The organism is Desulfonatronovibrio magnus (genome assembly GCF_000934755.1).
GTDB classification, from domain to species: domain Bacteria; phylum Desulfobacterota; class Desulfovibrionia; order Desulfovibrionales; family Desulfonatronovibrionaceae; genus Desulfonatronovibrio; species Desulfonatronovibrio magnus.
In genome coordinates, this window is sequence record NZ_JYNP01000037.1 from 44,919 (window position 1) to 58,734 (window position 13,816).

Here is a 13,816-nt window from a genome sequence, read left to right on the forward strand (position 1 = left end):
TTATTCGGATTTGTTACTCAGGGCAGACAGGTTTGAAGCGATATTTTTACCAATCTATCTGTTGCACTCACCCGGAAAAAAGACCCAGTATCAGTGGCATGCTGATCATGGCAGCAACGGTCTGTACAGTTATGATTGCCGCCATCATATCTAAGCTGCCTCCCAACTGCCTGGCCAGCACATAGGCTGCAGCACCACATGGCAGCGATGCGAAAATAACCGCAACAAAAACCACTTCAGCTTCAAGACCAAGCCATAATGCAAAGTAGCCCATCAAGAGAGGCAAAGCTGCCAGCTTGAAAATACTTGAACAGAAAATTGGCAGCCATTTTGACACTAATCCCCTGAACTCAAGCCCCGCGCCCACAGCGAGAAGCCCGAGAGACAGCGATGCCTGACTGAGAATGCCCACAACTTCATCCGTTCCCAGTCCCAGCCTTAAGCCTGACAAATTAGCCACTATGCCCGCTGCACAGGCAATAATCAGCGGATTGGTCAGCAAAGATTTAAAAGCCCGCAGCCACCCCTTGCTGTGGTTGTCACCCATCCTGGTTACTACGGCCACACTTATGGTGTTGGCCAGTGGAATCATTATTGCGATAACCATAGCAGATAAAGTGAGGCCTGTTTCACCAAGAAAAATGTACGCTGCAGAAATGCCTACATATGTATTAGGTCTTAGCCCTCCCTGAAAGAGTGAGGAAAAAGCAGGATCAGATATCCTGATCAGCGGCCTGAAACAAAGCATTAACAGGCAAACAGCAAGCATGGGAGCGCTTACTGCAACGATTAAAACAGGAAAGTCTGCTTCACTGAAGTCTGCCTGATATAGACTTAAAAACAATAATGCCGGAAAAAAAACAAAATATGTAATTTTCTCAGCCATAGGCCAGAATGTGGGACCAGGAAATTGAGCACGCTGGAAAATCCAGCCCATGACAATCAAAATAAAGATTGGGGAAAGTGCCAGGAATACATTATACAATTATGGTTCTCTAAAGCGGGCATTGCATGCAAAAAAGTTACCGATTATTTTTCAAAATTAAACTCAGGATCAATCCCGGGTCTCCCCGGTGAAATGCTCAAAAACCCAGGCTGTCTTCTACAGGCAGCACCATGACTCTTAAATGCTGATGTGAAGATTTACTGGAGCGAAACTCCTGCAGATCGCTCATAAGGCCCGGGAACTGATCTGGCTCAACCCGGGCCTGGATTACAGTAAAATTGCCCGGAAAAACCTGAGTCCCCATGTGCTTGCCATCCTGGCCTTTGCCCTCCACCATTGGGTAGCGCACATAATCATCTATGCGATGTTTATCTAATAAGGCATCGATGTTGTCTGTATACTCAAACCTGAAGCTGATATGTACAAATTTCATAATTCTCTCGTGACTTGTCAGACGTTTTTTGCCTCTACCCCCCAGAGTCTGAGGATAAAGCTCTGTAACTGGTCATACAAGGTGTAAACAACTGGAATGACTATCAGAGTCAAAGCGGTTGAAGTGAAAAGCCCGGCAACAATGGAAATGCCAAGGGGAGACCTGGCTTCACCGCCTGTACCGAATCCCAGCGCAATAGGCATCATACCCAGAATGGTTGAAAAGGCAGTCATCAGGACAGGTCTGAATCTTTCCCGCGCAGCCTCCTGAGCAGCTTCCATGGGTTTTCTGCCCCTGGCCACAAGTACATTGGTATAGTCAATGAGCAGGATCGCATTTTTCGTAACCAACCCCATGAGCATGATCAACCCGATAAAAGCGTAAACATTAAAGTTCATTCCCATGAGCCATAATGATCCAAAAGCACCAACCGTTGCAAGGGGCAGAGAAGTCATAATGGTCAGCGGATACACAAAAGACTCAAATTGAGCAGAAAGCACAAGATAAATAAAAATAATGGAAAAGATAATTGTAATGGTCAGGTAATAGAATGACTCTTCAAAAACCTGCGACATACCTGCCATTTCAAACTCAGCCTGAGGTGGCAGCTCTGTTTGCAGATGCTCTTCAAGAAGATTTACTGCATCACCCATGGCCACTCCCGGTGGAATGGATGAAGAAATGGTTGCTGAGCGCATCCTGTTGAAACGATGAATTTGACTGGGCCCGACAGTCTCTTCTATGGTTACTAAGCTTTCTAAAGATATCAGGCTGCCATCATTATTTTTGACATATATACTTCTGAGGAAATCCGGGGTCATACTGCCCCTGCCCTTGGCCTCTGTAATAACATCATATCTTTCCGAGAGACGTTCAATCTTGGATATGTCCACTTCTCCCAGGATGTAGCGTAATGTATTGGATATACCTGAAACAGATACACCCATCTCGGCCGCTCTTTGTCTGTCTATGGAAACATCGATCTGAGGCTTGTTCAGCTCAAGGTTGGTCCTGACCCCTACAAACCATTCCGGGCGGGAACGCATCCACCCCATTATTTCATTTTGCAGCTCATCCAGTTCGTACAGATCAGGGTTCTTTAACACAACTTCAATTGGCGAGCCCCCAACTCCACCAGGTGTCAATTCCAGCACAAAAGCCCGTCCATCCGGGATTTGGGCCATGACACCCCGAAAATTCTGCATTACCTCACTTTGATGCTTTTCCCTATCCTGTCGCGGAGTCAGGGTTACAAAAGCTATCCCTCTATTGGGCTGTCCCGGTCCGGCCGGGCCAAGTCCTACTGCAAGAAATTGATGACTGATATTAGGGTCATCAGCAAGGGCCTTTTCAATCTTGGCTGCAAAAGCATCTGTCTCCCTGATTGTTGAGCCTTCCGGGGTTTCAAAAACAAGCATGAATCTTGATCTGTCCTCATCAGCCTGAAACTCCTGAGGGATGCTCATCAATGCGGCAATGCCCAGAAAAAAGGCAAAAATGGCCACAGCTACCACAAGCCCCCTTCGCTTGAAGGCCCCCCTGAGGACCCATACATAAGCTCTCTCAAAATTTTTCAGGTGCCGTTCCGACATTTGGTAAAGAAAACTTTTTCGCTTCTGATATTTCAGCAGCCTTGAGCAGAGCATTGGGGTAAGAGTCAGGGCGACAAACGTTGAAGCAAATACTGTGACAGCTACGGTAAGCCCGAATTCAAAAAAGAAACGCCCTATTATTCCCCCTGTAAAGGCAACTGGAATAAACACAGCTGCAAGAGAAAGCGAGTTGGCCAGCGCAGGAAAAGCAACTTCCGTGGTACCCACTCTCGCAGCAGGAACAGCCGAAGCACCATTTTCCATATGATAAAAACTTCTTTCCAGCACAACAATGGCATCATCTACTACAATGCCTATAACCAGAATCAGAGCCAGCATGGTTAAAACATTGATGCTGAAGCCCATTATATTGATAAAAGCCAGGCCAATGAGAAGAGAGGTCGGAATGGCCAGAGCTACCACTATGGTTCCTCTTAAGCTGCGCAAGAATGCCAGGACAACAAAGACCACGAGAAAAGCCGCAATAAGAATCGTCGTCTGCAGGTCATTGATGTTTTCCTTGATATAAATGGATGCGTCCATAGCCTGTCGATATTCAAGCCCGGGAGGAAATCCCGGAGCGAGCTCCTTGACCCTGGACCTGACAAGTTCGGCAAGCTCAACAGTATTGGCACCGGTCTGCTTTACAACACCCAGCCCCACAGACGGCTCGCCTGAAAATCTGGCAATCTGCCGGTCACTTTCAACACCGTCAACAGCCTGCCCAACATCAGACAGTCGAACAGGAGAACCGTCCCTGTATGCTATAATCAAATCATTAAAGGGCTCCGCTTCCGAAAATTGCCCTTTAGTTCTGATCAAGAATTCTCTCGACACTCCTTCAATACGGCCTGAGGGAATATCTACGTTTTCACTTCGTATGGTATTAACCACATCATCAATAACAAGATCATAAGCAGCGAGGCGTTCAGTATCAATTATGATTCTAACAGCATAATTCCTGGCTCCGCCCACCATGATCTGGCCCACGCCGCGTAGAGTTTCCAACTGGGGCTTTAGTATATTATCCGCGTATTCACTGAGCCTGATCTCATCCCAGCGCTCATCTCCCACCAGAGCTATCCACATGATGGCCTGTGAATCCAGGTCAAGCTTGCGCACAATAGGTGATTCAGCATCCTGAGGGAGCATCCTTCTGGCCCGCTCCACTGCATCACGCACATCCTGAGCAGCAAGATCCTGGTTGCGCCATAATTCAAATTCAGCCACCACCTGGCCCAGGCCGTCGCTTGCAGTTGATGTAATGTCCTTGAGACCTTCAATGGCATTGATCTCAGCTTCAAGGGGGTCGATGATTTCCTGTTCGATGATTTCCGGGGCTGCACCGGGCAATACAACAGTCACACTGATCACAGGAAATTCAACATCAGGATTTTCCTGAACAGGCATTTGTAAATAGCCATATGCTCCAAAAATTGCGAAAACCATGAAGATGACAATGGTCATCACCGGCCTGCGAATACAAAAATTCCAGATCACCTGTATCAACCTCCGTCAACAGCTTGATCGGTCACAATGTGATCACTGCCGGACGAGCCGGGAGCAGTGGGTTCATCAAGCTCTGCCCAGTCACTTCCCAATTGCTTCACAATGTTGACTGCAGCGCCGTCATTGAGATTCATATGCCCGGCCACCACAACCTCTTCTCCAACCTCAAGGCCTTTGACAATTTCTACCAGACCCGGCCTGCGCATCCCGATTTCAATATTTCTGCTTTCAACAACCTCCTGATCATTTACCACCACAAAAACCAGATAACCCTCTCTTGTAGCCACAAGAGATCTTTCCGGAATTATCCTGGTATCATGTCTGTATCCCAGTATAAGCTGGGCCGAAGCGAAAGAGCCGGGCCTCAACATATTTTCAAGGTTGGGTATGGATGCCTTGATCTCAAAACTACGGGTTGATTCGTCAACTGTGGGGCTTATAAAAGTAACATGGCCGGAAAACTTCTGATCCGGATGAGCTGAGACCTGGACATGAATCTTCTGACCAGCAGCTACTCTCGGTATATAAAGTTCTGGAATCATAACTGAAATTTCTAAGGGACAGGTCTGGTACATGGAAGCCAGTACCTGCCCGGAGGAAACATATGCTCCAGTATCAACCAGACGCCTGGAAATATAACCTGAAAAAGGTGACCTGATCACAGTATCAGAAAGGTCTTCTCTTGCCAGAGCCACCTGAGCCGACAAGCGCCTGACTTCAGCGGTCACTGATTCCAGGTCTGTCTTCACACTGTCAAATTTATCTTCAGCAATTAAATTTTCTTCAAAAAGACTGGCAAAACGTTCATAGTTGCGCCGCAGATTCTCTTTCCTGGCCTTTGCTTCTTCAAGGGCCGCCTCATTGGAGGTCAAGCGCTGCACCTGCCTTTGCTCCTCTATAGAAAAAAGTATCTGATCCTGCTCTACGAAGCTGCCCTCCTGAAAGTGTATCGAACCTATCCTGCCTCCAGTTTCCGGTTTAATCTCAACTCTTTGAGCAGGCCTCAATGTGCCGATGCCGCGAACAGTTTCACTCAGTGTAACCTCAATAACATTTGCAGTTTCCACAGCAGCAGGAGGGCGTTGAGGTGCTTGCACCTCTTCTTCCTCCTGCCCCATGGTCTGCATGAAAAAATATCCGGCCACACTTAAAATTATAATAAAAAAGGTCCACGGACCAAAAAGCTTGAGCATCACCTTCCGGGTGGTGCTCCTTTCATCGGACCTGTATTGAGTTTCTGTACTCATAACATTTATTCTCCAGCACGAGTTGACCCTTCCCCCTGTCTTACCAACAGCGGCTTAAGCAAATGATCTTTTAAACAACTCTTTGAGCGCCTCTTTGCCGTTGGACTCAAGAAATCTGGTGCCTGTACCTGTAAAATGATTTTTAGAAATAACCGGCTCCTTTATTTCAGCCCATTCTCCTTCATTCCATCTGAACCAGTTTTCTTTGACCTGATCAAAGACATATAAAGGTTTGTTACAGATTTTGGCGTACTCAGCACCCCACCCGGTTCCTCCTTTGACAGTTTTGTCATCCTGGATCTGACCTACAACAAATATTTCCATACCGCTGGAAACCTGCCAGCATATTGTCTGCAGCACCTTGCGGAATATTGGAGCCCGAGAATAAGTTCTGCTCATGAGACCGGAAACATATGTAATGCTCACGTCTTTTCTGGCAAGTTCCTCGCTGGTCAGATATCTGACTCCTCTGGTTCTTTCGATGGTGTGGCCTTCAAAGCTATAGTTAACCTCGTCAAAACCATGTTTTTCCGCCAGTTCGCAAAAACAGGCTTCAGCACCCTTTGCCCCGCCACTATAAAGTATAAATTCGTTGGACCTCATTATTTCCTCCTTTTGAAAGTGTATCAGCTCAGCGCTTTTGTCGTGTCAAGTTTAACTCCAAACACAAAGCATTATCTATGCAAATAGTTGAACTGATGTGGTTATTATTAGACTTACCGCTTCAATCCTGCAGCAGAAAACAAAAAAAATGAACAGCAAAGTCAAAGAGCAATGCTTAACAGATTTCACTGGTTCATGCAAAGCGCTCTTGCTTAAGACAAAAAACTACATTAAAAAGAATTAGCTGTCACAGACTTTTTCACTCTAAAAATACTTGTCCAGGTAAAAATTTGCCCCTGTGTACGAGAGAGGGTGCAGGCACTTTTGCCGATCTCAAACCGTAAAACAGGCAGACTATTTGGCGGCAAAAGAGCAAGTCCCCTTCCAGCATAAAAAAGCGTCGCTATGGTGATATCTTGCTCCAAGTAATTATTAAGAACTTATTCTTTGAATGGGCTGATAAATTATCCCTCAATCCGGGTCAACACAATTAATTTTATAATCTCTGTAATACTACAGCGATATTTAAAAAATTTGGCATTTTGTAAATATATGTTTCAGTGTACTATTAATGATGCTCATACTGTAACCTGGAAGCCAGTGGCGTTAATTTTCACTCAGTAATTCAGATACTAATGCGGGCTGTGCCCACAACTCAATTTAAACACGAATCGTTAAGTTGGGGTGATAACCGTACTTTTCAGACTGAAGGCTGAAGAATAAGGTTCCTGGGCATTATTGCTCTTTCAAGGTTAAAAAAACTTTCTTGTTATTTTCTACAGGATTGAAACGGTAAGTTACTAACCATTAAACAGACTTTATGATAGCAAGACTGATATCCTTATGGCCTCTTTTCCTCGGACTTGGCATAGCCTATCTCATATCAGGCTACGTACAGTTCAGGTCAGTGAGTCCAGTAATTCCAGGTTTGCAGGAGCAAAGTGCGCCCCTGCAGGATTCAGAACCATCCATGGAAGGCGTCATTCTTTCCACCAACCTTCTTCGTCTTGAGATACCCGACGTATCACCCAGACCACTTAAGGTGCAATCGGAATCAGACCCTTCAGACTGGCGACTGGCAGGAGTATTTTACGGAGATGAAAAACTCGCTCTCGTTAATGTTCAGCAGCAGCCTCATCTCATTGCGCTTGGTGAATCCCTTGACGGATGGCGTCTTGTGGCCGTAAACTTCCACTCAAGCACATGGCAGTCCGGCAGTGAAACCAGGACCCTGGCCCTATGGCAACAAATTGAAAAGCAAGGCCAGAGAACTGCCAACAGCCAAAGCCAGGCTTCATCTAACCGGATAACCATGACCAGACAGGATGTAGCGCCCATAGTAAATGACCCCAACTCTCTTCTGCAAATGGCCAGATTCAGTCCTTATTCCCATCAGGGACAAACAAAAGGTTTTGAGATCAGCAATATTCGTCCTGGATCCATTCTGCAGAAAATTGGTCTGCGCGGAGGTGATGTGCTGCTTAGAATTGATGGTAGACAGATCAGTGGGCCAACAGAACTTTTAAGAGCATACTCCTCCCTGAGCCAAAGTTCTCTGGTCACCATGGACATTTTGCGCCGGGGCGACAACATGAGCATTGTCATCGAAATCAACTAATGCGGCTGAGCCTGCAACCGGGAGCATCAGGCGTTTCAGAAAAGTCAATTGGGGACAGTCCTGAAGCCGGTACAGCCCTCGTGCCAAACCGTCACAACAGGGTTTTAACCCCAATATTAAGTATGACATGAAACTTCCGACACATAAAATGGTAAAAAATGCGTAAGAAAAAACCAGTTCTGTTTTCTTCCAGCCAGAAACATACAATATTGTCCCTGTTTTCACTCCGGGCGCTGTCACAAGCCATTCTAATACTGCTATTATGGTTTGCGTTGGCAACACTGCCCTTTGAACCTTTGACTGTTTTTTCTGCAGATGCACATGCCCGGGATGAAGCTCTGGAAAACAGAGAGATGACCGCCAACCTTGACGGTATGGCTCTTAAAGAATTCATCCTCTTTATCAGTAGATTCACAGGCAGCAACATTGTTTTCAGGGAAGACCATATACCGGCAGCCACCATCACCATGCACACCAGCGAGCCCATGAGTGAGCCGGAACTGCTTGCTGTGTTTGAAAGCATTTTAGCTGGGAACAATCTTGAACTTATTTCCCGGGACGAAATTTTATATATCTTGCCGGGCCCCATTGTGCAGGGTGTAACAGATCCCTTCTTATACCCACACGGTCCGGGAGAAAATCAAGAGCTTATAACCACAATCATCCAGCTGAGCAAGAATACTCCTGTCAGTCAGGCAGCCGAACTTTTGAAGCCTTTTATTTCCAGGTACGGTCTTATTCAAGAGGTTCCGCCGGCAAGAGCAGTGCTTGTACGCGACACCAGACAGAACATTAACAAAATCTCTGATATTGCTGCAACTCTGCAAAGTCTGGGAACTGACTGGACAGCTGAGCTCATTCACCTTGATCAGGCAGACGCTGTCAACGCTGCATCTAAAATTGTAGAACTGTATCAAGGCCTTTTAGAGCGAGGCCGCATGGGAGAAGCCCCTGTTGTCCTGCCTGTAGAGTGGTCCAATTCTCTTATGGTTGCTGGAGACCGGGACCAGATCAGTACTGTCCAGGGTTTGATTGACAGTTTAGATAGCATATCAGAGCGATCTACAGGCCTTATCATCTATCCTTTAAAAAATGCCAGAGCTGAAACTGCCTCTGAAGTGCTGCGAGAGCTTTTAAGTACTCCGGACGCCACTCGTGACAGGGACCAGGGTCGTCTTAGCACCAGAATGTTTGTTGTATCCCCTGACAAGGAAACAAATTCTCTGCTGGTGCTGGCAGATCCAAGCATGGTCTCCAAGGTTGATCGCATCGTGGAACATATTGACCGTCCCCTTTCACAAGTATTTGTGGAGGCCCTAATAGTAGAAACAACTCTGGAGCACAGTCAGGATTTCGGGGTGGAATGGCTTGCAGGTGGCGGAGGGGCTGACGGCATAGTCACAGGAGGCTTTGTCGCTCCTGATTCACGTCTGGGACCTTTGTTGTCCAGGCCGGCTCCTCCTGTGGCACCTGGCGGATTTTCCGTAGGAGCTCTTGGCAACACAATAACCTATGCAGGTAAACAATTTTCCACTCTCGGAGCCCTGGTCAACTTCCTCAAAACAGCAACTGACTTCAACATCCTGTCAACTCCTCAGATCATGACTCTTGACAACTCCGAGGCAGAAATTTTTATTGGTGAAAACAGGCCTTACCTCGTAAGCGAAAGAGTAGACCAGAACAACAATGTCATTCAGAGTTTTGACTATCGCGATGTAGGTATCAGACTGCTGGTCACCCCCATTATTAATACTGAATCCGGGGTCATTCGCCTTGATGTGCAACAGGAGGTCAAGAACGTCATTGACGCCACAGACAATCTGGCCCCCATCACCATGAACCGCAATACCAGAACCAATGTTCAGCTGCCCAGCGGTTCCACCATGGTCATTTCAGGTCTGATTGAAAATGCCTTTTCACAGACACGCAGAGCAGTACCCGGCATTTCCAAAGCACCCGGCATAGGCTGGCTGTTCAGAAGGGAAAGGATTGTTGCTCCCAAATCAACTCTCATGGTTTTTTTAAGCGCGCGCATAATTGAAACCCTGGAGCAGGCTGATGAACTCACCTCACAACGCATGGATGAGGTCCGTCAGGCAAGACAGAGACATGAAGAAATTCTGGAAAGAGAGTTCTGGGGAAGATCTGAAAAGCAAAGACAATCCTATGAAATTGATATGAATATGTATCTGCCAGAGCCTCTTATTGACCGTAATGAATGATTTCAATCTTAATTCACTCCCTGAAAAAGTCGTAAATGCCTACCTGGCATTTCCTCAGCGTAACCACTTTCTTCCGGTCAGTCTTGAAAACGGAGTGCTTAATGTCATGCTTCTAACGCCTGAAGCCATTATCCAGGCGGACCATCTCGTCTGGAAACTCGGTTTAAACATACGTACAAGTATAGCTGACGAAGAAGTATTCTATCCTGCCCTTGAACAGGCCTTGTCTTTATGGGAAGAGGAAAGCGACTCCCATTCCCACGAAGACGATCAGAATATAGATTCTCAGGGAGCAGACAGAGATCTGCTTGGCTGGTCTTACGAAGACGCACCCATTGTCCGTCTGGTAAACAAATCCCTGCACCAGGCCATAAGCCAGGGAGTCAGCGATATACATTTTGAAAACCATGACAGACACTTTGCCATTCGCTTCCGCATGGATGGAGAGCTGCATACAGTGCGCAAACTTGATACGAGGGTGCAGCCAACAGTTCTGGCCCGCATCAAGGTCATGGGCAAAATGGATGTTGCAGAGACGAGAGCTCCTCAGGACGGCAGGTTTGATGTTCTAGTGGGAAATAAAAGAATTGATCTGCGGGTTTCCACCATGCCCACTCTCAACGGTGAAAAGGCAGTACTGCGTGTCCTGGATCGGACCAAAAATATCCTTTCCCTTTCCCAGTTGGGCTTGCAGAGCACTGATGTCGAGAGTTTACGCTCCATCATGTCTTCTCCTTTTGGCATTATCCTTGTTACAGGACCCACTGGAAGCGGCAAGACTACAACCCTGTATGCCGCACTTTCTGAAGTTATTAATGACAAAATAAATATTATGACCGTGGAAGATCCTGTGGAATACCATCTAACAGGTGTTAACCAGGTCCAGGTCAACCGGGCTGCCGGAGTAAGCTTTGCCAAAGCTGTCAGAGGTTTTTTGCGTCAGGACCCGGACATCATTCTTGTAGGAGAAATTCGGGACCATGAAACTGCATCCACTGCTGTGCAGGCTTCTCTAACCGGGCATCTTGTCCTGACTACCCTGCACACCAATGATGCGCCAACAGCCATAACCAGGCTGCTGGAAATGGGCATTGAACCTTTTTTACTGGCATCTTCCATGATTATGGCCGTGGGCCAGCGCCTTGTCAGGCTGAACTGCCTTCACTGCTCTGTTGAAACCAGCATCAGCACTGCAACAAGGTCCATCTTAGAGCGGCAGAACATACACATGGCAACCCAGGTTGTGGGTCAGGGATGTGCCAGGTGCCGCCAGACAGGATTTCAGGGACGACAGGGAGTTTTTGAAATCATGCCGGTCACCGAAAATCTGCGCGGCATGATGATAAAAAAGTGCACTGTGGAAGAAATACGCGCCGAAATTCGTTCTTCCGGACATGCAGGTATGCTGGAGCATGGTCTTCAGGTAGTCTCCCAGGGCAAAACAACCATAGAAGAGGTACTGCGGGTAACAAGGTTTTAGTCCGGGTCACTACGCTTTTTCCAAAAAACCAGATTCATAACCTGCCAGAACTTATCGCAACACAGACAAATTCACTGATATGCCGACTTACAGCTATAAAGCCTTAGACACCCAGGGAAAAACCAGAAAGGGATATTTAGAGTCAGACAGCCGGAACTCTGCTTTCAGACGTCTCATGGAGCAGCAGCTTACGCCTGTAAGTCTGTCTCAGGTCAGAGAAGAGGTTCTAAGTGGAAAATGGAAACTTAAGACACTGAATCCATTTAAAAACAGCATCCGTCTGGATGAGGCCTTTTACTACCTGAGCATGATGCTTCTGGGAGGAGGTTCACTTGCCCAGAGCTTAGATATCCTGGGACGCATGAATAAAGGCAGTTCTGGTCGAATATGGCTGGATATCAGGGATTCTGTAGAATCAGGTTCCTCTTTTTCAAAAGCCTTGATGCGCCACCCCAAAACTTTCCCATCAATTTATATCGGCATGATACAGGTAGCGGAGCAATCTGGCAAGTTAGGCGAAATTCTTGAAAAAATGGCCTTTTATGAAGAAAAACGGCACGATATGAAAAGCAGGCTCATTACTGCCCTGTCTTATCCAATGATCGTTGTGCTTATAGGCATTGGTGCTGTATATTTTTTATTATCCGCAGTACTGCCCGGTGTGGCAGGGATTTTTTCTGCCACAGAGCAGGAACTTCCCCTTAGCACAAGACTGCTTCTAAGTACAGGCCACTGGCTTGACACTTATGGCCTGCCTCTTTTTATGACTTTTATCTGTCTTTTTCTAATCATACGGTACTGCTTTCGAAAATATCCGGCTCTGAAATTCAGGCGAGACAGTTTAATCTGGAAAATCCCCCTGGCCCGCAACTCCATTCTGGCCGATTTTTCCAGCCTGCTGTCATTTCAGCTTAAATCAGGCATATCTCTGGTCCAGGCCATGAACAGTGCTTCCAAAGGGGCTGGCTCATTATTTTTCCAAAAACAGATCAGCGAGGCATCCTCAGAAGTGGCTGCAGGCAATCCCTTGGAGCAGGTTCTTGCCAGACAGGACATCTTTCCAGACATGTACCTCACTGCCTTGAGCGCCGGTCAGAGAGCCGGCAAGGTTCCTGAGTTCCTGGACCGGGTGAGCAGAATTCTTGAGAAGGAAGTGGACAATACTTTACGCAGATTTGTAGGCCTTCTGGAGCCTATGGTCATCCTTGCTCTGGGCATAATCGTAGGTTTGTTTGTTCTGGCCGTCATGGGCCCCATATTCGACCTTACTTCCGGATTGTAAAGTGCATAACCACCAAAAACGATATCAGCTGCTCGATATGCTCAGGGGATCTGCCATTTTCATGATGGTGGCCTTCCATTTCTGCTATAATCTGGAGTTTTTTCAACTGGCAAACCTTAATATCAAAAGTGATGCCTTGTGGATTAATCTTCGTAACTTTATTGTCAGCCTTTTTCTTTTTATTGCCGGTGCAAGCCTGTTCATTGCTTCAAAAAAGCGGCCGGACTTCAAAACCCACTTGCGTAAACAGAAATGGCTTGCCATTTGTGCCGTTGCTGTAAGCGCAGCAACCTATCCCATATTTCCACACTCCTGGATATATTTCGGGGTCCTTCACTTTATACTCGTGGCCAGATTACTAAGTTATTTCGTGGTAAGTAAATGCCTGCTGTGCTTTTTTCTCGGTGTTCTGATACTCATTCTTGGATGGACCTTTGAACATGAAGCCTTCAACCCCAAATGGATCAACTGGATAGGACTTGCAACCCATAAACCTTTTACCGAGGATTATGTGCCCCTTATACCATGGCATGGGGTATTCCTGCTTGGATCCTTCAGTATGTGCCTGTTGTTACGAAATCCTTCATCTGAAAAGTTTCTATGCAAGTCATATCTTACTAAAACAGCCAAACTCCTGACCCTGGCAGGCAGGCACAGCCTGCTCATTTATATTCTGCACCAGCCTCTGTTGATGGCATTTATGTTCCCCTTGAGCAGGCTTTCTCTCTGAGTTGAGCTCTGCTTCACAGCTGTCTGCTTGACATCATAGCAATGACAGGTTTTGAGCAACTACATCCCTGACAGCTCAGGTGTCATTGCGAGCGAGTCTTCGAGCGCGGCAATCCTTGTTGCGAGCGAAGCGAAGCAATCTCGTGTTAAGGCTG

At 46.8% G+C, this 13,816-nt stretch carries 10 protein-coding genes; 5 read left to right on the forward strand and 5 right to left on the reverse strand.

The genetic code is table 11. The features are described from left to right. Positions 1 to 67 precede the first annotated feature (67 nt). The 5 genes from LZ23_RS05160 to LZ23_RS05180 form a co-directional block, all read right to left on the reverse strand. Positions 68 to 985, reverse strand: a complete 918-nt coding sequence (locus LZ23_RS05160; protein ID WP_084590899.1) for an AEC family transporter — start codon at positions 983 to 985, stop codon at positions 68 to 70. Positions 986 to 1,082: 97 nt separating this feature from the next. Beyond that, complete coding sequence (locus LZ23_RS05165) at positions 1,083 to 1,379, reverse strand: PG0541 family transporter-associated protein (RefSeq protein WP_052507131.1); 297 nt, start codon at positions 1,377 to 1,379, stop codon at positions 1,083 to 1,085. A gap of 17 nt (positions 1,380 to 1,396) precedes the next feature. Beyond that, entirely contained in the window at positions 1,397 to 4,471 is a 3,075-nt protein-coding gene (locus LZ23_RS05170; RefSeq protein ID WP_045212208.1) for an efflux RND transporter permease subunit, read from the reverse strand. A gap of 5 nt (positions 4,472 to 4,476) precedes the next feature. Further along, positions 4,477 to 5,727 carry an efflux RND transporter periplasmic adaptor subunit gene (locus tag LZ23_RS05175; RefSeq protein ID WP_052507132.1) on the reverse strand — a complete coding sequence of 417 codons (1,251 nt, stop codon included), beginning with the start codon at positions 5,725 to 5,727 and terminating at the stop codon, positions 4,477 to 4,479. 54 nt (positions 5,728 to 5,781) lie between these two features. Further along, positions 5,782 to 6,330, reverse strand: a complete 549-nt coding sequence (locus LZ23_RS05180; RefSeq protein ID WP_045212190.1) for a hypothetical protein — start codon at positions 6,328 to 6,330, stop codon at positions 5,782 to 5,784. Between the two features lie 820 nt (positions 6,331 to 7,150). On the opposite strand from LZ23_RS05180, the gene LZ23_RS05185 reads away from it, so the two are divergent. The 5 genes from LZ23_RS05185 (at position 7,151) to LZ23_RS05205 (ending at position 13,662) form a co-directional block, all read left to right on the forward strand. Beyond that, positions 7,151 to 7,948 carry a PDZ domain-containing protein gene (locus tag LZ23_RS05185; protein WP_045212192.1) on the forward strand — a complete coding sequence of 266 codons (798 nt, stop codon included), beginning with the start codon at positions 7,151 to 7,153 and terminating at the stop codon, positions 7,946 to 7,948. Positions 7,949 to 8,106: 158 nt separating this feature from the next. Beyond that, positions 8,107 to 10,170, forward strand: a complete 2,064-nt coding sequence (locus LZ23_RS05190) for a secretin GspD/PilQ domain-containing protein (protein ID WP_045212193.1) — start codon at positions 8,107 to 8,109, stop codon at positions 10,168 to 10,170. Continuing rightward, positions 10,163 to 11,650 (forward strand): GspE/PulE family protein, encoded by a 1,488-nt coding sequence (locus tag LZ23_RS05195; RefSeq protein ID WP_045212195.1) that lies wholly within the window; start codon positions 10,163 to 10,165, stop codon positions 11,648 to 11,650. The genes LZ23_RS05190 and LZ23_RS05195 overlap by 8 nt, the downstream gene beginning before the upstream one ends. 79 nt (positions 11,651 to 11,729) lie before the next feature. Next, a complete protein-coding gene (locus tag LZ23_RS05200) occupies positions 11,730 to 12,932 on the forward strand; it encodes a type II secretion system F family protein (RefSeq protein ID WP_045212197.1) in 1,203 nt (400 codons plus the stop codon). Between the two features lies 1 nt (position 12,933). After that, positions 12,934 to 13,662: a heparan-alpha-glucosaminide N-acetyltransferase gene (locus LZ23_RS05205; RefSeq protein ID WP_157493108.1), complete on the forward strand. Its 729-nt coding sequence runs from the start codon at positions 12,934 to 12,936 to the stop codon at positions 13,660 to 13,662. Positions 13,663 to 13,816 lie beyond the last annotated feature (154 nt).